We start from the raw sequence: 23,698 nt of genomic DNA, 5'->3' as shown, positions 1-23,698 counted from the left end.
CCGGCGCCTTCCGTGCAGGGGCGCCGTGTCGTACTGGGATGGTTTATTTATCTGCCCGGCAGCAGGCGCTGCAGTCCGCCGCCGCGCAAGGCGGTGCCAGGCCCGTCCGCGCCGGCCTTTTTCCACTCGAAGGCGGCGAGCACCGGGGCTTGCAGCGCATCCGCGAGGTCGCGTGCCGTGTGCACCCGGCGTCGGAAGAACTCGGACAACAGGGCGCAGCCAACGCCGAGGAACAGACCCAGGAAAACGGCGGCCGCAAGATTCAGCGGCAAGCGCGGGAACCACGGTTCCGTCGGCGCGATCGCGGGACTGAGCACGGACACATCGGGCAGGTTGGCATGGCCCTCGAGGCTGGTCTGGTTGAAGCGCTGGACCGCTGCATCATGGGCGCTGCGTGCGCTTTCGACATCCTTGGCGAGCACCGACAGCTCATCGCGTGCACGGTTGAGCGCGAGCACCCGCGACTTCTGCTCCGCCACCGCCGCACGCAGATCGCGCTCCCGCTGTTCAGCCGCGCGGGCGGTGCTGACGATGCTGCCGGAAGTGGCCTTGATGTTGGCGGCCAGCTCCGACCGCAGCTTGTCGACTTCGGTCTTCGCGGCCTGCCAGAGCGGATGCTCGGGCTGATACTTGCCGGAGGCGACCGCCAGCCGGGCCTCGGCCTGCGCGAGCGACGCCTTGAGGGTCTGTATCAGCTGGTTGGCAATGACTTCCGGGGCCTCCCGGCCGCCGCCGGCCTGCGCCTCCCTGCTGCGGGACCGGGCATCGATCAATTGCGCCTGCACTTCCACCAGCTGGGTGGAGAGTTCGTTGAGGCGGGCGGATTCGACATCGAGCCGGTTGTCGGTATCGACGATCCCGTGCTCCTGCTGATAGCGCGACAGCCTGTTGCGGGCCTGTTCGAGCTTTTCCCGCAGCGCCGCGATCTGCGCGACGAAATAGGTCGAGACTTTCTTCAGCGGATCCGTGTTCAGTTGCACGCTCGCCTGCATGTACTGGGTGGCGAAAGCATTGGCGACGGCGGCGGCGAATTCGGGATCGCGGCTCTTGTAGGCGATCTCCATGACGCTGCTTTCGCGCGAGGGCGTGACGCGCACGCGGCCTTGCAGCTGCTCGGCGATCCAGTGGCGGATGTCACCCTCGCCGCCGGCGGACCGGAACGCCTCGACGAAGTCGGGATCGCGCTGCAGGCCGAGCGCGTCGACGACGCGCAGCGCCACGCTTTTGCTGGCGATGATGTCGATCTGCGTCGCGACATAGCCGGGCATCAGCTGCGGTGACATCGACAGCCCGGAGACCGGATCCACCCCCTTGTAGTTGAGCACGAGGCTGGTGCTCGCCTTGTAGGTCTTGGGCCAAAGCAGGCTGAGAGTCAGCGCGCAGGCGACCGATGCCAGCAGGGTGCCGGCGATGAATCGCTTGCGCGCGCAAAGCGCAATCCAAATCTGATGCAGGGTCATTCCCGATCCTTCATGTGCGGTCGATGTGCGCGGAGGTGCCGCGCTGCCGGCGCTGCGAGTGGCCGGGCATGTCGAAGACTTAAGCTACAGCATTTAATTCCGGAATCAGATGCATGACGACATCGCTTTTGATGTGTCACAACGGATTCGCAACACTGAAACAGCAATCGACAAAGCGAACACGCCGATGCACTGAGGTGGCGCAACGCAAAAAGATCGATCAGTTCGATTGATTGGAGAACGGGCTCCCGGCACGGGGCCTGGAACATTGCCATGCGGTCGAGGTCGCACTTGTTTTTGGAGGACGCGATGAACAGGAACGCGAACGACGCCGGCACCGGAAAGGGCGGCAAGAACGAAGGCATGCTGGAGAAGCTTGCGCAGGCGGTGGATCCGCCCGGCAGGGAAATCAGCGACGAGGAAATTCTCGACCCCGGCGCGAACATTCCGCGCGAGCCGATGGAGCGCGTCGACAGGAACAAGCCGGCGGGCGGCGACCGTCACTGACGCGCACGGGGCCGCCGGGCGGGGCGCCAGGACGGCGTCCCGGAAGTCTTACATCACGAAGAAGATCAGCGCGAGGCCGGCGAGCATGGCGGCAACGAGCATGGCGACGAGAACGGGTGGCTTCACGTTTTTTTCCTTTTCTTCAATGAGCGCAATGCCGGTTTGAAAAGGCCTGCTGCAATTCGTTCCGTCGCTTGAGCTGCGCCCTCCGGCTTGCGTCCCGCCAAGCACGCGCGGCATGCCGTCGAACTGAATATTGACGAACTGATCAAACCGGCATGAACCGTGCATTGAAAATCGTCGCAGCCGCCCTCGGCATCCTCGTCGCGCTGGTGGTGGTGCTGCTGGTCATCGCATCCACCTTCGACTGGAACCGGGTCAAGCCCTGGATCAATGAAAAGGTGAGCGTCGCCACCGAGCGCCGATTTTCCATCGACGGCGATCTCTCTCTCAGCTGGGAACGTCCGCCCGAGCAGCAGACGGGCTGGCGGCGCCTGATTCCGTGGCCGCATCTGCGCATGCAGGACGTCAAACTGGGCAATCCGGACTGGGCAAAGAGCGGTCCCTACATGGCGCAGATCCGCCAGGCCGACGTCAGCCTCAACCTGCTGCCGCTGTTGCGCAAGACGATCAGCGTCGACTCCATCGTTCTCACCGAACCCAATCTCGCGCTGGAAAAAGGCAGCGACAACAGGAACAACTGGACTTTCCCGAAGAAAGAGGACGGCCAGGAATCCTCTTCCGGCTGGGGCTTCGACATCAACGAGCTGACCATCCGCGAAGGCAATGTGCGCTATCTCGATCCGGCCAAGCACGCGGACGCGAGGGTGCGGATCGATACCGAGCAGGACGGCACCACCACTTTCAAGCTGGGCGGCACCTTCAATGAGGAACCGCTCAGTGGCGGCGGCAAGACCGGCTCGCTGCTGGCGCTGCGACAGAGTAACGTGCGCTACCCGGTGCAGGCCGTGGTGAAGGTGGGCGAAACCACGATCACGGCGGACGGCACGCTGACCGACCCCAGCCATCCGAGTGCGCTCGACATCAATCTCAAGATACTCGGCGCCAGCATGTCCGACCTGTTTCCGCTGTCCGGCGTCGTGCTGCCGGAGACGCCGAAGTTCTCGACCGAGGGCAGGGTGGTCGCCACCTTCGCGGAGGACCGGCTGCGGGTGCGCTACGAAAAGTTCAAGGGCCGGGTCGGCGACAGCGACATCGGCGGCACGCTCGAATATGCGCAGCAGGAGCCGCGCCCCACGCTGCGCGGCGAGGTCACCTCCAACCAGCTGGTGCTGGACGATCTCGGCGCCATCGTCGGCGCCGGCGACGACGAGGGCAAGAAGAAAAAGGACGAGCCCAAGATCCCGCCCGGCAAGGTGTTGCCGGTATCGCCCTTCAAGACCGACCGCTGGGGCACGATGGATGTGCAGGTGACGTTCTCCGGCAAGAAGATCGTGCGCGACAAGATGCCGATCGATAACCTCCACACCAACATCCGGCTCGAAAAGGGCGTGCTGTCGCTGGCGCCTCTGGACTTCGGCATCGCCGGCGGCAAGCTTACGACCGAGCTTCGCATCGACGGCAGCGCCGAACCGGCGAGGGCGCGCATGAAGGTCTCGGCGCGCGGGCTCAGGCTCAAGGAGATGTTTCCCAAGGTGGAGTCGATGTACGCCAGCGTGGGTCAGCTCAACGGCGACGCCGAACTCACCGCGGCCGGCAATTCGGTCGCGGCGCTGCTCGGCTCCATGAACGGGGAGGTGAAGTCGCTGATCAACCAGGGCAGCATCAGCAAATTCGTGCTCGAGGCCGCCGGCCTGAACGTCGGCAGCGCGGTGATCGCCAAGCTGTTCGGCGACCGCCAGGTACCGCTCAACTGCATGGCGGCCGATCTCGTGGTCGACAAGGGGGTGATGCAGCCGCGCACCTTCGTGCTCGACACCACCGATGCCACCGTCCGCATGGAAGGCGCCATCGACTTCGGCGAAGAGCAGATGAATCTCACCATCCGTCCCGAGAGCAAGGGCGTGCGTCTCATTTCCCTCCGTTCGCCGCTGTATGTCGGCGGCACTTTCAAGAACCCGGATGTCGGCGTCGACAAGGGAGTGATCGCGCTCAAGGCAGGCGCCGCGACCGTGCTCGGCGCGGTGGCCGCGCCGTTCGCCGGCCTGCTGGCACTGATCAATCCCGGGCCGGGTGAGGACCCGCCCTGCGGCGCGCTGCTGGCGGAGGCCAAGGAAAAACCGCGCGCGCCGTCACCCGCCAAGGCTGCCGCGCAGCAGCGCCAGACCCGGGAGTGAACGATGGCGGAAAACCCTTGCCCGGCATGCGCCGCACTGGAAAACGCCCCGGTAACGGTGTCGCCGCACGCCAGGCTGCTGCTGCACTCGGACGCACCGATCAATTTCAGCGCCACCGCCACCGGCTACGTCGAATACTACGTCTGCCATGATTGCGGCATGCAGTGGGAGCGGGCACGCGCCCGCAGCGAGCCGGGCGCGCGCTGGCAGCACAGCAGCAAGCCGCTTGAATAAATCCCTTCCGCGCGACTCTGATCTCGCGCAAGTTGGTGGGCGCTCACTCGGATAGGCTCGATATCCTCCATGCGGGGAGGGGAAAATGCGCGTACTACGATGGAAGCGCCTGCTGTCGACCGCTTTGGCGGCGATTCTTGCCGTGCCGGTCATGACGTTTGCGCTCGGGCGCTGGTCCGGATGGCCAATCGACTGGGGCGGACAGGGGCTGCTGACCGAGGTCGATGATTTCGGCAGCAATCCGGGCCAGCTTCGCATGTTCAAGTATGTGCCCGAGGGCCTGGCGCCGGGAAGGCCGCTGGTGGTCGCCTTGCACGGATGCACGCAGCAGGCATCCGGCTATGACGACGAAACAGGCTGGGTCGCGCTGGCGGACCGTCACCGTTTTGCCCTGCTGCTGCCGCAGCAGACCGTCAACATCGCCCGCTGTTTCCGCTGGTTCGATCTCGCGCACAGCAGGCGCGACCAGGGCGAGGCCCTCTCGATACGGCAGATGGTCGAGAAGATGGTCGGCGACCACCGCATCAATGCCAACCGGGTGCATGTCACCGGGCTGTCGGCCGGCGGCGCGATGACGGCCGTGATGATGGCGGCCTACCCCGAGATGTTCGCCGGCGGTGCGATCATCGCCGGCGTGCCCTATCGCTGCGCCGGCAATGAAAGCGAGGCGCAGAGCAGTTGCGGCCTGTTCGGCAGGCCGCTGGCGAGGGGCAAGGACATGACGCCGCGGCAATGGGGCGACCTGGTGCGCGCCGCCGGCGGTCACCAGGGTCCTTTCCCGCGGGTGTCGCTGTGGCATGGCAACCGGGATGCGACGGTCAATCCCGTCGTCCTCAACGAACTGATGGAGCAGTGGACCGACGCGCACGGGATCGATCAGACGCCGGATGTGGAAGATCAGCCGGCCGGGCATCTGCACCGCCGCTACCAGGACAGTGAGGGCAGGGCACTGGTCGAAACCTGGTTGATCGAAGGCCTGGGCCACGGCACGCCGGTCAACCCCGGGGCCGGCGATGAACATTGCGGCCGCGCCGCGTCATTCGTGCTGGCCGCCGGGATCTGCTCCAGCGCGTACATCCTGCGTTTCTGGGGTCTTGACGAGTGAAAGGGAGCAATGATGGGAATGCACTCCGCGATGATGGTGGCGCCGAACCAGGCGCGGATACGGGCGACGATACTGCGCGCGGAGCGCGCGCCCGGGACCGCCGACAAGTGGCTGCTCGAGGTGGAGATCTGCCAGGCCATGCCGGTGCGCGGGCCGCAGCGCGCCGAGCCCGGCCTGCGCGCGCCGGCATTCACCTGGCGGCCGGACTGGGACCTGCCGCTGCCGGTGCAGGTGGAAGCCGATGCCGAGTACATCGGCGGTCCGCGCCAGGGCAGCTTTCAGCTGCTGAACCTGCATGTCTGCCCCTGACGGTTCCGCGCCGCGCAGGATGACGAGGATATACGGCGAGGCGGCGCTCGACGCCGTGCCCGCGGCGATCGACAACGCCACGCTGTTCCTGCGGGTGGAGGACTGTACCCGCGCCGACGCCTGCGCGCTCACCATCGTCGAGCACAGGATCGCCGGCATCTCCCGCGCCGCCGGCAATACCGATCCGGTGCAATTCGCGCTCATGCTGCCTGCGCCGCCGGCCGGTCCCGGCTGGACCCTGCGCGCCTCCCTCTGCCAGGATCCCTCCGGCAATCTGCGCCAGGGGGATTACGTGAGCAACCGGCGCTATGCGGTCGGCGGCAGCGCGGCGGGCCGGCCCCTGCGCATCATGCTGCACCGGCTCGCCTGAGCGCCGCCTAACCGCCGGGGCGCGGCATGTTTCCCGCCTGCTGTCCGTCATGGCCGCCGCCGCCGTCGAGCGGCGTCGGCAATCCTCCCCCCGCCGCGTCCGGGCCCGAGCCGCGCGCCTGAGGGGAGCCGATCCCCGTGGGCGCGCCCGATGCCGACGTGTCGCTGCCGCCCGGGAAATCGAAGGGTGTCGGCAGATCCTCCTGCGCAGCGGACGACTGCGCCTCCCCGCCGGCGGCGGCATTGCCGCCATTGCCGGCGGTGAAGGGCGTGGGCAAATCGCCGTCCATGGATCGGGACCGCTCGTCCGAGGCAACGCGCGCGGCGTCGGCGGACAGATTGAAATTGAGGACGATATGCGGATTCATGGATGTCTCTCCTCTATGCAAAGTACATGATGGACATGTCCTGGCCGTCGGCGAAGACATGGACGCGCTGATTGCCCGCGAGCGCCTCGCAGCACGCCGCAAACATGTTGGTCACGCCGTCCCTGGCATTCGGACGGAGCTTGCGCCAGCCCAGACCCTCGACGTTGGCCCAGGCATTCTGCGAGTCGCTGGACGCGAAGGTGTTCCAGACGCGCCGGTTGTAATGCCACAGCCGGTAGATCGCGTGGATGGCGGCGATGTCGCCGGCGCTCAGTCCGTTGCGCTGGCCGATGGTCACGCCGGATTGCAGCGGCTCGATGGTCGGCTGATTGTTCTTCGAGAACGCATACGCCCCGTAGTGCATGATCGAGCCGTAGTCGTAGGCGCCGATGTCGTCGCCGTCCGTGATCTGCTGGTCGAAGTTGTGTTCGCGTCCCGCCTCGATGTTTTCGTAGCGGATGCGCACGAAGCGATTCCTGTCCTCCCGGCTCTGTTCGTGCCAGAGGCCGAGCGCATGACCGATTTCATGGATGGCATTGCCGGTCGAGCATCCGCTGTCCAGGCTCAGGTCCTGGCGACCGCCGCGCCGCCCGACATGGGACCAGCAGCCGCCGGCGGCGGTGAAGTACACATAGTCGGGGTACTGGGCGGCGTTGGCGCTGGTGCGTCGGATGAAGCGGATGCCGGTGTTGGCTTCCCAGTGCGCGATGGCGTCGGTCACCCTGTTCTGGTTCGGCAGACCGGGGTCGATGTCATACGGCATCACCCCGTTCGGCCACCGGTACTGGTCGCCGGTGATAGCGACGCCACGGTCGATGCCGTCATCGCCGCCCGCGCGGATGGCCGCCGCGCGTCTTTCCATTTCCTCCACGGTGCCGAGCACGATGCATCCCTCGTACACCGCGAGGCCGTTGACCGCGGTGTACCGGACCGGTTTGTTCCTGAAGGTCTTGCCGGAGATGTAGCCGGTCCGCACATCCCCGCCTTCCAGAAAGCCGTCGTAGCCAGCCATGATGTCGCTCCTCCTGAAGCGTTGAAAGAATGCGCCGCGCGGGCGGCGCGCGTCAGTCACTGCGCCTCAGTTCAGATAGGCGATCGTGATCAGCTGGCTGGCGTCGTCGATGAACACGTTGACCGTCCGGTTGTTCGCCTTGGCGGCGTTGAACATGATGTAGAGCTTGGTGACGCCGTCCGTCGCGCCGGTCTTGATCGCTTCCAGCCGAGTCCCGGGAAGCTGACCCACGCATTCTGCGCGTCGTTGGAGGCAAACGTCTGGGAGACGCTGATGTTGTTGTTCCAGGCCATGATCTCACTCCTTCAAGAAAGACAGCTAAAACGCTTAGTCGAGGTATGCGATGGTCACTGCCGACGCGTCCGCATACACGTGGGCCTTGCGGCCGTTTGCGAGCGCCTCGCACAGCATCGCGAACAGGTTCGTGATGCCATCGGCCGCTCCTGGGCTGACGCGTCGCCATCCCAGTCCTGCCAGGTTGACCCAGGCATTGCCTGCGTCGGCGGATGCGAATGCCTGGGTCACCGTCCTGTCGTTGTGCCAGACGAAACCGCCACCGCCACCGCCGGCATCGCTGCCCGCCCTGACGCGCGCGGTGATGCCGGTCCCGGCGCTGGCAATGGCCGAGATGTCGACGCGCGAATCGGCGCCGTCATAGGTCTTGCTCGATGGCGTCGTGCCGGCGTTGAACGCGCTCTGCCCGCCGGCGGGCCAGGCGTCGCCGGCGTCGCCCGCGTTCTGGTTGAGATTGAGCTGGCGCAGGCCGTCGCATTGTTCGATGTCGACCAGGTAGTGGTTCTCGTCGGTGTTGTTCTGCTGGTTCTCGTCGACGTGCTCGATGAGCAGGCCTTCGCCCGGGATGTGCGCATCGAAGCCGAGCTTGCGCCGGTTCGACAGCAGGAAGTACTGCTTGCCGTCGGCGCTGCCGACGGAGACGCGGACGACGCTGTTGCTGGTGGCGTACGGCGGCAGCGCGATATCTCGTTCCGCATCGAACACGGTATCGATGTTCGCCCAGCCCACTTTCGACTTGACCCAGGCGCAGGGATGGGCCGGGGTGTCGCCATTGTTGTTCCAGCTGCCGGCCGCCATCAGGTCCCAGCTGCCGGTGCCGCGGGAGCCGTAGTCGATGTCGTACAGGTCGGGCATGCCGAGCAGGAGGTGGCCGAGTTCGTGCGCCATCACGCCGACCTTGCCGTCCTCCGGTGCCATGAAGTAGGCGGTCACGCGCTTGCCGTCGACCGTCTTCGGCGTGATCGACCACTTGTGCGACCAGAGATCGTCGATCTTGAGCGTCTGCTCCGCGCCGCTGCCGGCGGCGATCACGACCAGCGCCTCGACCACGCCGTTGCCGTCGTTGTCGAAGGGCGCGAAGTCGACCACGCCGTCGGCGAGGTCGAGCACGTCCTCGACCAGCTTCTGCGCATTGCGCGGATAGGCGGCGAAGCCGTAGTCGCCGTTGGTGTAATAGGACTTGGGCTGGGGCGCGCGCAGCCACCCGTGAACCTCGCCGCTGACGTCGAGCCGGTTGCCGGAGACTTCGGCGTAATAATCGCGCATGCTGCCGCTGGCGAAGGTCCCGCGCGAGAACAGCAGCTCATGGATGCTCTCTTTCGAACGCGTGCCGGGCTTGTCCGGGAAATCGACCAGCAACACGATCACCTTGCGCGAGCCGGTCACCGGCGCGCGCTCCGAGCGGGTGATGGTGAGCGTGTTGGCGCGCGTGGCGGGCGGACGGGCGAGGATGAGCGCCAGCGTCTTCAGGTCGAGCTGATCGGCGGTCGGCTTTTCCGGCAGGGCCATGCCGGCTTCCAGGCGCCGGCGGCTGGCGTCGATGCGTTTCTGCGCCTCGGGCGAAGGCGGCACCCGGCATTCAATGGCTTCGGGGCCCGGGCGGGAATGTTCACAAAAAGAAGACATGGCTGCTCCTCGCGCGCAAGACGGTTGTGGTTGCAAGTGCCGCGTATCGGGGCCGCGGCAGGATGGCCGGATCAGCGCGGTGGCTGTGCCGGGAGTAGTCCGGAGTGGATGTGCGAAGCGCTGCGGCCGACGGCCGCCTGCGCCTTCTTTTTTTAGGCAGCGGATGCGGGGGGGCGGATTCGAAAGCCGGCCAGATGCTGCCTGTTGATGAGGATCAGCTTGGCAAGTGTTCACTCAAGCGCAAGAGCTCGCGGCGCGGAAAGCTTGAGGAGGCGCAAGCCCCCAAAGTCGGCGCAAAAACCATGCGCCCAGGTAAAAAAGCCCGCCGGGCGGCGGGCGCGCGGCGGGCGGTTGGCGGGCGGGAGGGTCAGAATTCTTCCCAGTCGTCGCCGGCCGTGACGGGCACGCGCGCGCGCGCCTGGGCCGGCACGGCAGGGGCCTTTGCGGACGCCGGCTTGCGCGCGGCGGGCGCCAGGGCGCGTGAAGCGCGTGCGGCGGGTGCCAGGGTTGCAGCGGGCGCGGGGTGCGCCACGGTCTGAGGGCGCGGCGCGGCGGCCAGGCCCTGTACCGCCGCCGCCTGCAGGCGGAAGATGCCGACCGCCTGGCCCAGCTTGCGGGCCTGGTCCTGCATCGCCTCCGAGGCGGCGCTCGCCTCTTCCACCAGCGAGGCGTTCTGCTGCGTGACCTGGTCCATCTGCGCGATGGCCTGGTTGATCTGTTCGATGCCCGCGCTCTGCTCGTCGCTGGCGGCCATGATCTCGCCCATGATGTCGGTCACGCGCCTGACGCTGTCGACGATCTCGTTCATCGTCGCACCGGCTTCATCCACCAGGCGCGCGCCGGCGTCGACCTTTTCGACCGAATCGCCGATCAGGGCCTTGATCTCCTTCGCCGCGGCGGCGGAGCGCTGGGCGAGGGTGCGCACTTCGGACGCCACGACCGCGAAGCCCCGGCCCTGTTCGCCGGCACGCGCCGCTTCCACCGCCGCATTCAGGGCCAGGATGTTGGTCTGGAAGGCGATGCCGTCGATCACCGAGATGATGTCCACCACCTTGCGCGCCGAATCGTTGATCGCGCCCATGGTACCCACCACCTGCGACACCACGCTGCCGCCTCGGGTGGCCACTTCCGAAGCGGAGATAGCGAGCTGGTTGGCCTGGCGCGCATTGTCCGCGTTCTGGCGCACGGTCGAGGTGAGCTCTTCCATCGAGGACGCGGTTTCTTCCAGCGAGCTGGCCTGCTCTTCGGTGCGGGAAGACAGGTCCTGGTTGCCGGCGGCGATCTCGCCCGAGGCGGTGGAGATGGCGTCGGTACCCTGGCGCACGTCGGCGACGATGCCGGCCAGGCTGTCGCGCATGCCCTTCATCGCGTACAGCAGGCTCGAGGTGTCGCCGCTGCGCGTCTCGACCTGCACCGTCAGATCGCCGGCGGCGATGCGGGCCGCGATCTCGGCCGCATAGTCCGGCTCGCCGCCGAGACGACGCACCAGGCCGCGGGTGATCACGAACGCCGCCATGACCGCCGCGGCGAGTGCGACGGCGCCGAGCGCCAGCATCAGCGCGCGCGCGGTGGCGTAGGCATCGCTCGCGGCCTTGACCGCTTCATCGTTGAGCCGCGTCTCCAGGTCCATCAGCTCGGTCAGCGCTTCCATCCACTGGCGCTGCACCGGACGCACGTCGTTCATCAGGTAGCGCGTCGCCTCTTCCAGCTGATTGGCCAGGCCGAGTTCCATGCCCTTCGCGAGCATCGGCGCGATGCGCGCCTCGACTTCCTTCACCTTGGCCAGCAACTGCCGCTCCTGCTGGCTGCCGTTCTCGCCGGCGAACATTGCGGCCAGTTCCCGCTCGGCCTCGTCGTATTTCGCCTGCTGCGCCTTCATGCGATCGGCTTCCTGCGCCATCGCCGCGGCGTCGGTCAGCAGCGCGATGTTGCGGATCGCGATCATGCGGTCGGTGACGGTCGCGCGCATCTGCGTGACCAGCCGGAGCTGGACGTTGTTGACCCCGGTGATCTCGTCGATGCGGCCCTGCATCCGGCTCATGCTGCCGATGCCGACCCAGGTCACCACCAGCATCAGAACGATTACCAGCCCGAACCCGCAGGCGAGCCGGGTACCCACTTTCATGTTTGCCATCTTCATGCTTGTGCTCTCAATGTGCGAACCGCTTTCACGCGGCAACTTTCAGCGCCGATGCGCTGTCAATCCATCCGGCTTCTTCGCCGGACAGCATTTTTTCGATATCCACCAGGATCACCATGCGTTCATCCAGGGTGCCAAGACCGATCAGGTGCTCGGTACTGAATGCGCCGCTCATGGCGGGCGCCGGCCTGATCTGTTCGCTTGTCAGGCTCACCACGTCCGACACGCTGTCGACCACCATGCCGACGACGCGCCCGGGCAGGCTGAGGATGATGACGACGGTGAACTGGTCGTAGACGGGGCTGGCCTCGCCGAGCCTGATGCGCAGGTCGATGATGGGAACGATGATGCCGCGCAGGTTGATGACGCCCTGCAGGTAGTCGGGCGCGCCCGCGATCCTGGTCACTTTTTCATAGCCGCGCAGTTCCTGCACTTGCAAAATATGAATTCCGTATTCTTCACGGCCGATCCTGAACGACAGATATTCGTGCGCGTGCGCCGGGTCGGCTTTGGCCGGGGGGCTGGCTTGTTGCATCAAGCTTCCTTTGTCATGCTGACTGGTTGTATCCGCGCCCTGACCGGCAGGCGCAGGGCTCATCGCGAGGGTAGTGCATCCGGCGTCGGCCGTGAATCAGACGTCCTCATGTCGCGTACTAGGAAAAATCCGATGGCGCAGGTCGGGAAAACATGTTCTCGCGCCGCGTCCTTGCTGCCCTGACAAGCATGTTCCGCAGATATCACACCTCTCTTCAGATCAGGGACTGGCGGCTGCCGATCGCGGTCGCATGCTGCTGCGCACTGCTGATCGCACTGATATGGCAAGGCCTGCTGCACAAGTTCGAACGCGAGCGGCTGCAGGCCTTCGCGCATGCCCGGCAGCGCAACGACAACCTCGCGGCGGCCTTCGAGGGCTACGTCACGCATGTGATCAACATGGCCGAGGCCGGGAGCCGCCTCGTCGGGCAGGGCTACGCGCAGCACGGCGCACGGACCGACATCGACGCCATGCTGCGCGCGCGTCTGCTCGACCCGGCCGTGTTCGCCGCGGTCGAGATCATCGACGGCCACGGCCGCGTAGTGCAAAGCAGCCACCGGCACCGCATCGGAATGGCGGCGGGCGAGGCGGAATATTTCCGCGTGCATGCAACCGACGCAAGGTTGGAGCTGCAGATCAGTCGCCCGGTTGCCATCCACGGCGACGGCCGCCTCACGATCGCTTTCACCCGCCGCATCAACGATGGCGACGGCAGCTTCGCCGGCGTCGTCGCCCTGCATGCCGAGCCTTCCCGCTTTACCGGCTTCTACCGCGATGCCTCGCTGCGCGAGGGCGACGTGCTCGCGCTCGCCGGACTGGACGGCACGCTGCGGGTGCGGCGCCGCGGCGAGTCCATCAGCGCCGGCGCGGACGTCAGCGATACGCCGATACTGCGCATGCTGCATGAGCGCGCCCGCGGCACCCATGTCGGTCCAACGCCGCTCGATGGCGTGCGCCGCCACTTCAGTTACCGGCGCCTGCAGGACTATCCGCTGGTCGCCATCGTCGGCGTGGCCGAACAGGACATCCTGGCGCCTCTCGATGCGATGCATGCGGGGGAAATGCGCGAGGCCGCCCTGGCGACCCTGCTCATCGCCCTGTTCGGCGGCGGCATTTCCGCCGCCTGGCTGCGGCAGGCGCAGACCCTGCACCGCTTGCGCGAGAGCGAGCTGCGCTTCGCCGCGAGCGCCGCCAATATTCCCGGCATGGCCTTCCAGCTGCGCGCCGCGCCGCAGGGCGGCAGCTTCGTGTTCGTCAGCGAGCGCGCGCAGGAAGTGTGCGGCATCAGCGCCGAGCGCATCGTCGCCGACAGCGACGCGTTCTTCGGCCTGATCCACCCGGCGCACGGCTACGGATTCCGTGAAACCATGGCTTGCTCGCTCAACGGCATGCAGGACTGGAACTGGGAGGGCAGGCTGCTCACCGGCCCGGACGGCGAGGAGAAATGGATCAACCTGCGGGCGCGGCCGCGTGCCGCCGGCAGGCTGGGCGTGGTGTGGGACGGTGTCATCTTCAACATCACCCGCAGCAAGCGGCACGAGGAAAACCTGCAGCAGGCGCGCGCCAGACTGCAGCAACTGTCGGCCCACCAGACCGCGATCAAGGATGAAGAGCGCAAGCGGATCGCGCGCGAGATCCACGACGAACTCGGCCAGCGGCTGACGGTGCTGCGCATGGACGTGATGATGCTGCCGCGGACCGTCGCCACGCATCCGGCGGCGCTGCGCGAGGGAGTGGAGCAGATGCGCGCCGCGATCGACGACATCCTGCGCATCGTGCGCGACATTGCGAGCGAACTGCGTCCCGCGGTGCTCGACATCGGCATCGTCGAGGCGATCGAATGGCTGATGGACGAGTTCCGTGCCAGCCTCGGCATCGCCTGCGGCTTCCGCAATCTCGCCGGCGACGTCTCGCTCGATGAGGAACGGGCCACCGGCGTGTTCCGCGTGCTGCAGGAATCCATGACGAACGCGGCGCGCCATGCGGGCGCCGGCCGCATCGATGTCGTCCTGTCGCGCGGCGCGGGCATGCTGTGGCTGGAAGTGCGGGACGACGGCACGGGATTCCGCGCGGAGGATGTGCGCAAGGGTTCCTGGGGCCTGGCCGGGATGCGCGAGCGTGCGGCGATGATGCATGGCGAATTGACGGTGGTCAGCGCACCGGGCGAGGGCGTGCGCGTGCGGCTCGGGATTCCCGATGCGACGGAAGTGGAGGAACAGGCATGATCAGGGTGATGGTGGCGGACGACCATGCGATGATGCGCGCCGGTGTGCGCCGCATCATCGATGCCGAGCCCGACATGCGGGTGACGGCCGAGGCGGTGGACGGCGGCGACGTGCTGAAGCAGATCGAGGGCCTGGCGTGCGATGTGGTGATGCTCGACCTGACCATGCCCGGCGTGAACGGCACCGAGCTGATCCGGGCGCTGAAGCAGGCCAGGCCGCGGCTGCCGGTGCTGGTGCTGAGCATGCACAATGTCGGCCGTATCGCGGCGGCCGCGCTCAGGGCGGGCGCCAGCGGCTACCTGACCAAGGACAGCGACCCCGAGCGGCTCATCGAAGTCATCCGCATCGTCGCCGCCGGCGGCCGCCATGTCGACCCGGCGGTGGCGAGCAAGATCGTGCTCGAGGGCGCGGCGGAGCAGGCGCCGCACGAATCGCTGTCGCCGCGCGAACGGGAAATCTTCCAGCTGATCGTCGGCGGCATGAGCACCGGCGAGATCGCCGCGCGGCTGCACCTGAGCGCCAAGACCGTCAGCACCCACAAGAAGAACATCCTCGAGAAGATGCAGCTCGACAGCACCGCGGAGCTGGTGCGCTACGCGGTGCAGCACCAGCTCTGAGCGTTCACGCCGTCGGATACTCCGGCGGTGTCGCATCCGGACTGATCTCGGGGCCGGACGGCCCGCCCGGATCGGCGACGTCGGGCGGCGGCGGCTCGATCTCGGGGCCGGCCGGCATCGGCGCGATCTCGGGTTGCGGGCTGGGCGTGGACGGCACTTCAGGGGGCGAGTGCGGCGGGTTCTGCTGCTGTTCTGGCATGACGGACATCGGATTCCTCCCTTATCGGCAAGTGATGCGGCAAGTGATGCGGCAAGAGTGCGGCCGGAGGCGCCGCGGCGGGCGGTGACGCGGCTGCCTGGCGGCGCGGAGGGACTGCAATATTTACGCCGCTGCGAAACAAATGCCGTGCCGAGGCGGCGCTCTCGCCGGCGCGGCACGCCAGCCCGCCTCGCGTGCAACATCCGTTCCAGCCGCTGGCACTGTGCGTGCATGCGCATCGGTCTCTTCCGCCTGCCGATGCCGCCATGTACCCGATTCCACGCGAACCCGTTGCCGACGCAACCCTGTCCCTGCTCTCCGAGGGTTACCGTTATATCTCCCGCCGCTGCGAAAGCCTCGACTCCGACATCTTTCAGACGCGGCTGATGATGAGCCCGGCGATATGCATGATGGGCGAGGAGGCCGCCAGCGTGTTCTATGCGCCGGGCCGCTTCGTGCGCAAGCATGCGATGCCGCCGACGGCGCTGCGGCTGTTGCAGGACGTGGGCAGCGTGCAGCTGCAGGAGGGGGCGGAGCATCTGCTGCGCAAGCAGCTGTTCATGTCGTTCATGACCAGGGACGCGATGGAGCGGCTGATGCAGCTCAGCGCCGCACATTGGCGCGCGCGCTTCCGGCGCTGGGAAAGTCTGCCGCAGGTCGTGCTGCTGGAAGAAGCGGAAGCCGTGCTGTGCCGCGCGGTGTGCGCGTGGTCCGGGCTGACGCTGACGGAGCGCGAGGCGTCACGGCGCACCGCGGAGTTCTCCGCCATGATCGACGGCGCCGGCGCCGTCGGACCGCGCAACTGGCGCGGCATGCTGCGCCGGGCGAGGACCGAGCGCTGGGCTCGCGGCGTCATCGACGCCGTGCGGAACGGCGGCCTGCGCCTCGCCCCCGGCAGTCCGGCGGAGGCCATCGCCCGCTTCGCCGGCAGCGACGGCCGGGTGCTCGACAGCAAGACCGCGGCGATCGAACTGATCAACCTGCTGCGGCCGACGGTGGCCGTGGCGCGCTACATCGTCTTTGCCGCGCTCGCGCTGCATGCGTTTCCGGCCTGCCGGCGGCGCCTGCTCGGCGGGGATGAAGACTATCTCGACATGTTCGTGCAGGAAGTGCGGCGCTACTATCCGTTCTTCCCGGCGGTCGGCGGCATCGTGGACAAGGCCTTCGACTGGCGCGGCATGCATTTCGAAAAGGGAACCTGGGTGCTGCTCGACCTGTACGGCACCAATCACGACGGCAGGCTGTGGGAGGAACCCTTTGCCTTCATGCCGGAGCGATTCGCGCAATGGAAAGGAAGCGCCCACAGCCTGATACCGCAGGGCGCGGGCGATTTTTTCCACGGTCATCGCTGCCCCGGGGAATGGATCACGATCGAGCTGGTCAAGACCGCGGTGAGATTGCTGCTGCACGAGGTCCGTTACGAGGTGCCGCGGCAAGACCTGCGGGTCGACCTCGGCCGCATGCCCGCCATGCCGGCGAGCGGTTTTATCATCGGCAACGCGCGGCGCACGGGACTTCATTGATCCACCTCCAAGTGATGACGGGAGGCAGGAACCTCGGCGCGCCGGCCATTATCTGATTGGCGCTGACGCAAGTCCGGCGAGCCGACATGCCGGGCAATCCTCCACCTATAACCATCATTGCCATGCGTGTCGAACAGGAAGGGCTTGCCGCTCCGGGTACGGACAGCGCGCCGCGCGCCATGCTCGGCCTGCGCGAAGCCGTCGCGCTGATCGTCGGCGTCGTGATCGGCGCCGGCATCTTCAAATCGCCCGCCATGGTGGCCGGCATGAGCGGCAGCGCCGGCTGGATGTTCGCCGCCTGGATACTCGGCGGCGTCATCTCGCTCATCGGCGCGCTCTGCTACGCCGAACTCACCACCGCCTATTCGCACGCCGGCGGCGACTACCATTTCCTGCACCGCGCGTACGGACGCAATGTCGCCTTCCTGTTCGGCTGGGCGCGCTTCGCGGTCATCACCACCGGCTCCATCGCGCTGCTGGCCTTCGTCTTCGGCGATTACATGCAGCAAGTCCTGCCGTTGTCGTTTCTGCCGGGCGGCGCCGGCTCGGTGGCCTGGGCATGCGCGGTCATCGTGGTGCTGTCGCTGCTCAACCTGCGGGGCATACGCGCCGGCGCGCTCGCCCAGACCTGGCTGACGCTGGCCGAGATCGGCGGCCTGCTGCTGATCGTCGGCGCGGCCGCCTTCTTCACCGACGCGCCCGCCGCGGCGCCGGCCGAACCCGCCGCCGCTCCGGCCTCCTTCGGCCTGGCGATGGTGTTCGTGCTCCTGACCTACGGCGGCTGGAACGAGGCTGCCTACATCAGCGCTGAAGTGCGCGACGGCCGCCGCAACATGGTGCGCGCGCTGACGCTGTCGATCCTGATCATCACCGCGCTCTACCTGCTGGTGGCCTGGGCCTACTGGAAGACGCTCGGCATGCAGGGCATGGCCGGCTCCGAGGCGCTGGCCGCCGATGTCATGCGCCGCGCCTTCGGCCCCGCCGGCGAAAAGGCGATCTCCCTGCTGGTGGCGATCTCGGCGCTGACCTCGATCAACGCCACCATGATCGTGGGTGCACGCACCGGCTATGCGATGGGCCGCGACTGGCCGCTGCTGGAAAAGCTGGGCCGCTGGGACGGCGAGCGCGGCACGCCCTCCACCGCGCTGCTGATACAGTCGGCCGCCGCGCTGCTGCTGGTGGGCGTCGGCGCGGCCGCCGGCGGCGGCTTCAAGGCCATGGTGGAATTCACCGCGCCCGTGTTCTGGCTGTTCTTCCTGCTGACCGGGATTTCGCTGTTCGTGCTGCGCCGGCGCGAACCGTCGCTGTCGCGGCCTTTCCGCGTGCCGCTGTACCCGGTGCTGCCGCTCCTGTTCTGCGCCACCTGCGCCTACATGCTCTGGTCCAGCCTGTCCTATGTCTACAGCCAGTCGCTCGGCGGCCTCAACGCCGCCTGGATTGGGGTGGCCGTGCTGGCGATCGGCCTGCTGCTGCTCGCGCTGATCCGCCGCAGCGAACAGCAGCAGCGCCGCCACAAGAGTCTGATGCCGTTTGAATCCCGTTAGAAGGAGAAGAAAACATGAATCACTCGCCCCGCCGCCGCACCCTCGTATTTTCCGCCGCTCTGGCCGCCGGCATGCAGGCGCTGCCGCTGCGCGGCGCGCTCGCCCAGGGCACCGAGTCGCCGCCCAAGCTCGACGTGCCCTATGTGCCCACCCCGCAGGAAATCGTCGACCGCATGCTCGAACTCGGCAAGGTCGGCAAGAATGACGTGCTCTACGACCTCGGCTGCGGCGACGGCCGCATCGTGATCACCGCGGCGAAGGAGCGCGGCGCCCGCGGAGTCGGCATCGACATCAACCCGGTCCGCATCGCCGAGGCCAAGGAAAACGCGAAGCAGGCCGGTGTCGAGGACCGCGTCAGCTTCAAGGTCGGCAACCTGTTCGAGGCCGACTTCGCGCCGGCCACGGTCGTCACGCTCTACCTGCTGCCGGATGTGAACCGCAAGCTGCGGCCGCAGCTGTGGAAACAGCTCAAGGTCGGCACGCGGGTGGTGTCGCATGACTTCGACATGGGGCCGGAGTGGCCGCCGGAGCAGACGGTGCAGGTGGGCGGAAAGACCCTGTACGCCTGGACCATCACGCCGGCCCACAAAAAGTCCGGCAAGGCCTAGCGTTGGGGCGCCGGGGAGCCGGCGCATGCGGCGATACTTCCCGGCGCCGGACAGTCGACGGATCGATGAAGAAATGGCCCGGCGGGAGCCGGGCCATTCGTCGTTCTCAACCCGTTCTCAAGCCGCTATCAACGGCTGGTGCTGCCCGTGCTGCCCGTGCCGCCCGTGCCGCTCGATGACGGCGGCGTGGTCAGGGGCGGGGTAGAGGTGCTGCTGCCTGAGGTGCCGCTGGTGCCGGTCCCGCTGGTGCCGGTGCTGCCCGAGGTTCCGCCGGACGAGCTGTCGGTGCCGGTGCTGCCGGTGGACGATCCCGTCGTGCCGGATGTGCCGGTCGAACTACTGCCCGAGGTGCCCGAGCTGCCTGAGGTGCCTGAGGTGCCGTAATTCGGCGCCGGCGGCGTGCTCAGGTCGGAGCTGCCCGAGGTGCTGCCGCTGCTGCCGGTACCGGTGCTGCCCGACGACCCGCTGGTGCCGGTGCCGCTGCTCATGCCGGAAGAACCGCTGCTGCCGGTGCCGGTCGTGCCCGACGATCCGCTGGTGTCGGTGCCGCTGCTCATGCCGGAAGAACCGCTGCTGCCGGTGCCGGTCGTGCCCGACGATCCGCTGGTGTCGGTGCTGCCGCTCGTGCCGGTGGAACCGCTGCTGCCGGTGCCGCTCATGCCCGACGATCCACTGCTGCCGCTCATGCCGGACGAGCCGCTGCTGCCGCTGCCCGAGGTGCCTGAGCTGCCGGAAGTGCCGCTCATGTCCGAGGTGCCGGTCGGTCCGCTCAGGCTGCCGCTCGCGCCGGGGCTGCTGCTGCCCATGCCCGACGATGTGCCGCTGCTGCTGCTTCCCATGCCGGAACTGCCCGAGCTCGCCGAGCCGGGCGTGGTGGTCGTGGTGGTCACGCCGCTGCCGGAAGTGCCGGAGGCGGAGGGATCGGTGGTCGTGGTGGTGGTCGTGGTGGTCTGGCCGACCGCAATGCCCGCTGCGCCCATCAGCGAGAGGAAGAGGGCAATCGATAATTTCTTCATGTTCACTCCTTTTTCGTTCGAATGGATGCCTTCCTGGAGACTGCAGAAGTAAGCTTTTAGACTGCACAGGATTGACAGGTTCGCCACTTTTTCATGCGGCTCTGCAGCGTGCGTGCACGCAATTTCAGTCCTACCTGAAGGTGGAAAACCATTAATATGTCGGCCATGCATGCGACCACCCGACAAGCCGCTCCGGAACGAGGACTTCGTGCACGTTCCGGAGGCGCGCGCGTCCGCCGCCGGAACGTGCGTGCCGTGATCGCACTCGTACCCGGTGCGCTGTCCGACCGGCCCGGTTTCTTCAGGGCCGCCGGCTTCGTCGGCGGCGCCGCGCCGGTGTACCACGCGCGCCATGCCTTGCCTGATTGCCCGGCCGTGATTCGCCGGCTGGCCATGCGCTCGCAAGACCTGATTCAACTATCGGAATGCTGATGAAAAAAGACCCGCGTTTTCCCATGCTGTCCATCCTGGATCACCCGCTGATCCAGCACAAGCTCACGCACATGCGCGACAAGGACACTTCCACCCGGACCTTCCGCGAACTGCTGCGCGAGATCACCCTGCTGATGGGCTATGAAATCACGCGCAACCTGCCGCTGACCACGGTGCCGACCGAGACCCCGCTGGAAACCATCGACGCCCCCATCATCGCCGGCAAGAAGCTGGTGGTGGTGCCGGTGCTGCGTGCCGGCATCGGCATGAGCGACGGCCTGCTGGAGCTGGTGCCCTCGGCACGCGTCGGCCATATCGGCGTCTACCGCGACCCGGACACCCACCTGCCGGTCGAGTACCTGGTGCGGCTGCCCGAGGTCACCGACCGCACCTTCATCCTGTGCGATCCGATGCTGGCCACCGGCAATTCGGCGGTGCACGCGGTCGATGTGCTGAAGAAGCGCGGCGTGCCCGACGACCAGATCATCTTCGTCGCGCTGGTCGCCGCGCCCGAGGGCGTCGAGGTGTTCCAGAAAGCGCATCCGCAGGTGCAGGTCTATGTCGCCTCGCTCGACCGCTGCCTGAACGAGCACGCCTACATCCTCCCCGGTCTCGGCGACGCCGGCGACCGCCTGTTCGGCACCAAGTAAGCCGTCGCGCCGGCCGCCCCTGCATCACGGGGCGGCGCTTTCCTTTCCTGCCCATGAACGAAGCGATTCCGTTTCTCGGACTGAGCACCACGCCGCTGGAGCTGGTTTCCTTCCTGCTCGCGGCGCTCACCGTCATCCTCGACATCCGGCAGGTGCACTGGGCCTGGCTGTTCGCCATCCTGTCCTCGGCCGCCTATGCGGTGGTGTTCTTCGGCGCGCGCCTGTATGGCGACATGGGGCTGCAGTTCGTGTTCATCGCGGTGTCGGTCTGGGGCTGGACGCAGTGGCTGCGCGGCGGGCCGGGACACGGCCGGCTGCGCGTGACCCGGCTGGACGCGCGCGGCGTCGCCTGGGCTGCGGCCGCCTGGCTGATCGGCTTCGTCCTGATCGCGCAGTTCCTGCGCACCTGGACCGATACCGACGTGCCCTGGATCGACGGCTTCCTGACGGCCGGCAGCCTGGTCGGCCAGCTGCTGCTGTCGCGCAAGAAGCTGGAGAACTGGCATGTGTGGATCGCCGTCGATCTGCTCTATGTCGGGCTCTACCTGTACAAGGACCTGGTGCTGACCGCGATCCTGTACGGCCTGTTCGTGCCGCTGGCCATCGGCGGCCTGCGCGCATGGCGCCGCAGCGAGCAGGCGCATGCGCGGGCCCCGGACGCGGTCGCCGCATGAGGCCGCGCCGCATCGCCATACTCGGCGCCGAATCGACCGGCAAGTCGACGCTGGCGCAGGCGCTCGCCGCGCACCATCGCACGCTCTGGGTGCCGGAATACCTGCGCGAATTCGTCGAGCGCGAAGCCCGCACGCCGCGCGAGGAAGAACAGGTCGGCATCGCGTTCATGCAAGTCGAGCGCGAGGAGCAGGCGGCGGCGCGGGCGCGCGAGCTGCTGTTCTGCGACACCACGCCGCTGATGACCATGCTCTACAGCCAGCACTACTGGGGCCGGGTCGACACCCGCATCGCACAGCTCGCGCTCGGGCGCGACTATGCACTGACGCTGGTCACCGCGCCCGACACGCCGTGGGAGCCCGACGGCCTGCAGCGCGAATCGGAGCAGGTGCGGCAGCAGATTCACGCGCAACTGCTGGCGACGCTGACCGCGCTCGGGCGGCCCTATCTGCTGGTGCGCGGCACCCCCGAAGCGCGCGTCGCACAGGTCGACGCCGTGCTCCAGGGCGGCCAGGCGATGCCGCCGGGCGCGAACGGATAGCGCCGAAGCGGCCGCGCATCGCATTCCCGAGAACGCCGGTCGCCGGCGCATGGTCAGACCCGCGTACCCGTCCGAATCGGGGATGCCCGAACCGAGCCGAGAGGGAGTGAAAAACATCGTGCGGCACCTGTTGCAAGCTGCAGTGCGCAATCCGAGGACGGCGGCCGCCATCCTCCTGCTGATGCTGGTCGCGCTGGCCGGCACGCTGTCCTACGCCGGCTTCATCGTGGTCGGGACGCTGGCCGGCTATCTCGGGACCAGCCGCTTCCTCGCCGGCCTGCTGCTGGGCGTGCTGTTCGCGAGGATACCGTGGGTGGCACAGGGAAAGCTGCGGACGGTCGGCTTGCTGCCCAGGACTGCGCGGCGCCCGGTCATGCTGGCCCTGCTCGTGCTGGCGCTGGCGACCTGCCTGTACCGGGGGCAGATCGTGGCGGCGCTGTTTCCGGGTTTTGCCTCGGGCTTCCTGCTTGCCTATCCGAGGATGAGAACCGCTTTCGTGCGGCGCACGCTCGCCTCGCTCTTCAGGCCGCGGGGCGATTCCCCGCCTTCCCCGCGCGCCGACGACGGCGTCATCGACGTCGAGTTTCGGGAAAAGAAGGACTGAGGCCGGGATGCCGGCGCGCCGACGCGGGAGAGCGCCGGCAGCGCCGGGTCATTCCCGCGCCCGCCCGATGTCTTCGAGGTCTTCGCGTCCCGCGCCCGGTGCGGTCGACCGCAGGCCGGACATCCTGGCCATCTTGCGCACCAGCGTGAAGACGATGCCCTGGTACTTGTGATCGAGGCTCTCCAGGTCCGCGAGCAGTGCGTCGTACTTGCTCCTGGCGTCCTCGCGGGCGGCGGGGTCTTCTTCGGTCACGCCGAATCTCAGCCAGGGGGCAGGCACGTCCAGCCAGGCGGCGATGATCCGGATCTTGTCCTGCGTCGGTATCGACTCGCCGAGCAGCCACTTGCGGGCCGCGTGCCCGGTGATCGGCTTGCCGTTGAAACGGAGGTTGAATTCCCGGGCGAGGCGGGTAGGGCTGTCCGCCGGGTAGTGCGCGCGCTGCAGCGCCTCGATGAGGCGGCGGGCGAACGCCTGTCGCTCGCCGGCGGCGGGAGGAGTGAGGTCTGACATCAGGTTTTCGGATGAAAGGGTTGAACCAGGACTTGCGCGGATCGGCGGCGCAAGACGATGCCGGCCGCGCTGGGCCGACCCTGTTCCGACCATTGACGAAAGGAAATGTTCCTCAGTTTTGCGAACGCTCGTACTTGAACCGCCGGGATGGGCGACGGCGGCGGCCAGTATCAAACTGGCATTAACCGTAAAGCGATGCACACGCAAGACTGTGTTTCCATGTGGAAACTCGTACACTCGTCCGGGACCTATTGCATCAATAGCCTTTCACTATCGTTCTGCATCAGGCTTGCGCGGGACG

At 67.3% G+C, this 23,698-nt stretch carries 28 protein-coding genes; 18 read left to right on the top strand and 10 right to left on the bottom strand.

Going from position 1 to position 23,698, the window contains the following annotated elements; translation table 11 throughout:
• Positions 1 to 47: 47 nt before the first annotated feature.
• A complete protein-coding gene (gene epsF, locus NCCP691_RS14545) occupies positions 48 to 1,460 on the bottom strand; it encodes a chain length determinant protein EpsF (RefSeq protein WP_220809263.1) in 1,413 nt (470 codons plus the stop codon).
• Between the two features lie 309 nt (positions 1,461 to 1,769).
• Between epsF and NCCP691_RS14540 the strand changes: the two genes are divergently transcribed.
• Positions 1,770 to 1,967 (top strand): hypothetical protein, encoded by a 198-nt coding sequence (locus tag NCCP691_RS14540; protein ID WP_220809262.1) that lies wholly within the window; start codon positions 1,770 to 1,772, stop codon positions 1,965 to 1,967.
• A 48-nt stretch (positions 1,968 to 2,015) separates the two neighbouring features.
• Here NCCP691_RS14540 and NCCP691_RS14535 read toward each other — a convergent pair whose 3' ends face one another.
• Entirely contained in the window at positions 2,016 to 2,258 is a 243-nt protein-coding gene (locus tag NCCP691_RS14535) for a hypothetical protein (RefSeq protein WP_220809261.1), read from the bottom strand.
• Between NCCP691_RS14535 and NCCP691_RS14530 the strand changes: the two genes are divergently transcribed.
• From NCCP691_RS14530 to NCCP691_RS14510, 5 genes are all read left to right on the top strand, one after another.
• A complete protein-coding gene (locus tag NCCP691_RS14530) occupies positions 2,258 to 4,264 on the top strand; it encodes an AsmA family protein (protein WP_238482451.1) in 2,007 nt (668 codons plus the stop codon). The two genes, NCCP691_RS14535 and NCCP691_RS14530, sit on opposite strands and share 1 nt — an antisense overlap.
• Positions 4,265 to 4,267: 3 nt before the next feature.
• Positions 4,268 to 4,498, top strand: a complete 231-nt coding sequence (locus NCCP691_RS14525; protein WP_220809259.1) for a hypothetical protein — start codon at positions 4,268 to 4,270, stop codon at positions 4,496 to 4,498.
• 85 nt (positions 4,499 to 4,583) lie between these two features.
• On the top strand, positions 4,584 to 5,603 hold the full coding sequence (locus tag NCCP691_RS14520) for an extracellular catalytic domain type 1 short-chain-length polyhydroxyalkanoate depolymerase (protein WP_220809258.1): 1,020 nt from the start codon (positions 4,584 to 4,586) through the stop codon (positions 5,601 to 5,603).
• A gap of 9 nt (positions 5,604 to 5,612) precedes the next feature.
• The gene (locus NCCP691_RS14515; protein WP_220809257.1) at positions 5,613 to 5,912 is read left to right on the top strand and encodes a hypothetical protein; all 300 of its coding nucleotides are present in this window, start codon (positions 5,613 to 5,615) and stop codon (positions 5,910 to 5,912) included.
• Between the two features lie 19 nt (positions 5,913 to 5,931).
• A complete protein-coding gene (locus NCCP691_RS14510; RefSeq protein WP_220809256.1) occupies positions 5,932 to 6,282 on the top strand; it encodes a hypothetical protein in 351 nt (116 codons plus the stop codon).
• Between the two features lie 7 nt (positions 6,283 to 6,289).
• Here the strand turns inward: NCCP691_RS14510 and NCCP691_RS14505 are convergent, their stop codons facing one another.
• From NCCP691_RS14505 to NCCP691_RS14480, 6 genes are all read right to left on the bottom strand, one after another.
• Complete coding sequence (locus NCCP691_RS14505; RefSeq protein ID WP_220809255.1) at positions 6,290 to 6,649, bottom strand: hypothetical protein; 360 nt, start codon at positions 6,647 to 6,649, stop codon at positions 6,290 to 6,292.
• A gap of 13 nt (positions 6,650 to 6,662) precedes the next feature.
• Positions 6,663 to 7,661 carry a Dot/Icm T4SS effector Zinc-dependent metalloprotease LegP gene (legP, locus tag NCCP691_RS14500; RefSeq protein ID WP_220809254.1) on the bottom strand — a complete coding sequence of 333 codons (999 nt, stop codon included), beginning with the start codon at positions 7,659 to 7,661 and terminating at the stop codon, positions 6,663 to 6,665.
• A gap of 66 nt (positions 7,662 to 7,727) precedes the next feature.
• Positions 7,728 to 7,892: a hypothetical protein gene (locus tag NCCP691_RS14495; protein ID WP_220809253.1), complete on the bottom strand. Its 165-nt coding sequence runs from the start codon at positions 7,890 to 7,892 to the stop codon at positions 7,728 to 7,730.
• A 96-nt stretch (positions 7,893 to 7,988) separates the two neighbouring features.
• A complete protein-coding gene (locus NCCP691_RS14490; RefSeq protein WP_220809252.1) occupies positions 7,989 to 9,581 on the bottom strand; it encodes a M6 family metalloprotease domain-containing protein in 1,593 nt (530 codons plus the stop codon).
• Positions 9,582 to 9,948: 367 nt separating this feature from the next.
• Positions 9,949 to 11,721 (bottom strand): methyl-accepting chemotaxis protein, encoded by a 1,773-nt coding sequence (locus tag NCCP691_RS14485; RefSeq protein ID WP_238482450.1) that lies wholly within the window; start codon positions 11,719 to 11,721, stop codon positions 9,949 to 9,951.
• 28 nt (positions 11,722 to 11,749) lie between these two features.
• Positions 11,750 to 12,256, bottom strand: a complete 507-nt coding sequence (locus NCCP691_RS14480; RefSeq protein WP_220809251.1) for a chemotaxis protein CheW — start codon at positions 12,254 to 12,256, stop codon at positions 11,750 to 11,752.
• 188 nt (positions 12,257 to 12,444) lie between these two features.
• Here NCCP691_RS14480 and NCCP691_RS14475 point away from each other — a divergent pair, with 188 nt between their 5' ends.
• Positions 12,445 to 14,481, top strand: a complete 2,037-nt coding sequence (locus tag NCCP691_RS14475; protein ID WP_220809250.1) for a cache domain-containing sensor histidine kinase — start codon at positions 12,445 to 12,447, stop codon at positions 14,479 to 14,481.
• Positions 14,478 to 15,098, top strand: coding sequence for a response regulator (locus tag NCCP691_RS14470; RefSeq protein ID WP_220809249.1), 621 nt, complete (start codon positions 14,478 to 14,480; stop codon positions 15,096 to 15,098). The genes NCCP691_RS14475 and NCCP691_RS14470 overlap by 4 nt, the downstream gene beginning before the upstream one ends.
• A gap of 4 nt (positions 15,099 to 15,102) precedes the next feature.
• Here the strand turns inward: NCCP691_RS14470 and NCCP691_RS14465 are convergent, their stop codons facing one another.
• Positions 15,103 to 15,306, bottom strand: coding sequence for a hypothetical protein (locus NCCP691_RS14465; RefSeq protein WP_220809248.1), 204 nt, complete (start codon positions 15,304 to 15,306; stop codon positions 15,103 to 15,105).
• 257 nt (positions 15,307 to 15,563) lie between these two features.
• Between NCCP691_RS14465 and NCCP691_RS14460 the strand changes: the two genes are divergently transcribed.
• The 10 genes from NCCP691_RS14460 (at position 15,564) to NCCP691_RS14415 (ending at position 22,887) form a co-directional block, all read left to right on the top strand.
• Positions 15,564 to 16,820, top strand: coding sequence for a cytochrome P450 (locus NCCP691_RS14460; RefSeq protein WP_220809247.1), 1,257 nt, complete (start codon positions 15,564 to 15,566; stop codon positions 16,818 to 16,820).
• A 122-nt stretch (positions 16,821 to 16,942) separates the two neighbouring features.
• Positions 16,943 to 18,364 (top strand): APC family permease, encoded by a 1,422-nt coding sequence (locus NCCP691_RS14455; protein WP_220809246.1) that lies wholly within the window; start codon positions 16,943 to 16,945, stop codon positions 18,362 to 18,364.
• Between the two features lie 14 nt (positions 18,365 to 18,378).
• Positions 18,379 to 18,972, top strand: a complete 594-nt coding sequence (locus tag NCCP691_RS14450; protein ID WP_220809245.1) for an SAM-dependent methyltransferase — start codon at positions 18,379 to 18,381, stop codon at positions 18,970 to 18,972.
• A gap of 138 nt (positions 18,973 to 19,110) precedes the next feature.
• Positions 19,111 to 19,356, top strand: a complete 246-nt coding sequence (locus NCCP691_RS14445) for a hypothetical protein (RefSeq protein WP_220809244.1) — start codon at positions 19,111 to 19,113, stop codon at positions 19,354 to 19,356.
• Positions 19,357 to 19,371: 15 nt separating this feature from the next.
• The gene (locus NCCP691_RS14440; RefSeq protein WP_220809243.1) at positions 19,372 to 20,040 is read left to right on the top strand and encodes a hypothetical protein; all 669 of its coding nucleotides are present in this window, start codon (positions 19,372 to 19,374) and stop codon (positions 20,038 to 20,040) included.
• Between the two features lie 203 nt (positions 20,041 to 20,243).
• A complete protein-coding gene (locus NCCP691_RS14435; protein ID WP_220809242.1) occupies positions 20,244 to 20,420 on the top strand; it encodes a hypothetical protein in 177 nt (58 codons plus the stop codon).
• Complete coding sequence (gene upp, locus NCCP691_RS14430; protein ID WP_220809241.1) at positions 20,420 to 21,070, top strand: uracil phosphoribosyltransferase; 651 nt, start codon at positions 20,420 to 20,422, stop codon at positions 21,068 to 21,070. Before NCCP691_RS14435 ends, upp begins: the two co-directional genes overlap by 1 nt.
• Positions 21,071 to 21,123: 53 nt before the next feature.
• Positions 21,124 to 21,744 (top strand): nicotinamide riboside transporter PnuC, encoded by a 621-nt coding sequence (pnuC, locus tag NCCP691_RS14425; protein WP_220809240.1) that lies wholly within the window; start codon positions 21,124 to 21,126, stop codon positions 21,742 to 21,744.
• The gene (locus NCCP691_RS14420; RefSeq protein ID WP_220809239.1) at positions 21,741 to 22,283 is read left to right on the top strand and encodes an AAA family ATPase; all 543 of its coding nucleotides are present in this window, start codon (positions 21,741 to 21,743) and stop codon (positions 22,281 to 22,283) included. The genes pnuC and NCCP691_RS14420 overlap by 4 nt, the downstream gene beginning before the upstream one ends.
• A gap of 106 nt (positions 22,284 to 22,389) precedes the next feature.
• Positions 22,390 to 22,887: an FxsA family protein gene (locus tag NCCP691_RS14415; protein WP_220809238.1), complete on the top strand. Its 498-nt coding sequence runs from the start codon at positions 22,390 to 22,392 to the stop codon at positions 22,885 to 22,887.
• A 48-nt stretch (positions 22,888 to 22,935) separates the two neighbouring features.
• Here NCCP691_RS14415 and NCCP691_RS14410 read toward each other — a convergent pair whose 3' ends face one another.
• Positions 22,936 to 23,397, bottom strand: coding sequence for a hypothetical protein (locus tag NCCP691_RS14410; protein WP_220809237.1), 462 nt, complete (start codon positions 23,395 to 23,397; stop codon positions 22,936 to 22,938).
• Between the last annotated feature and the right edge of the window lie 301 nt (positions 23,398 to 23,698).

Origin of the sequence: Noviherbaspirillum aridicola (assembly GCF_019656455.1) — a bacterium.
GTDB lineage: Bacteria > Pseudomonadota > Gammaproteobacteria > Burkholderiales > Burkholderiaceae_D > Noviherbaspirillum > Noviherbaspirillum aridicola.
The sequence above is the reverse complement of the archived record's forward strand: the minus strand, read 5'-3'. Positions and strand labels throughout refer to the sequence as shown.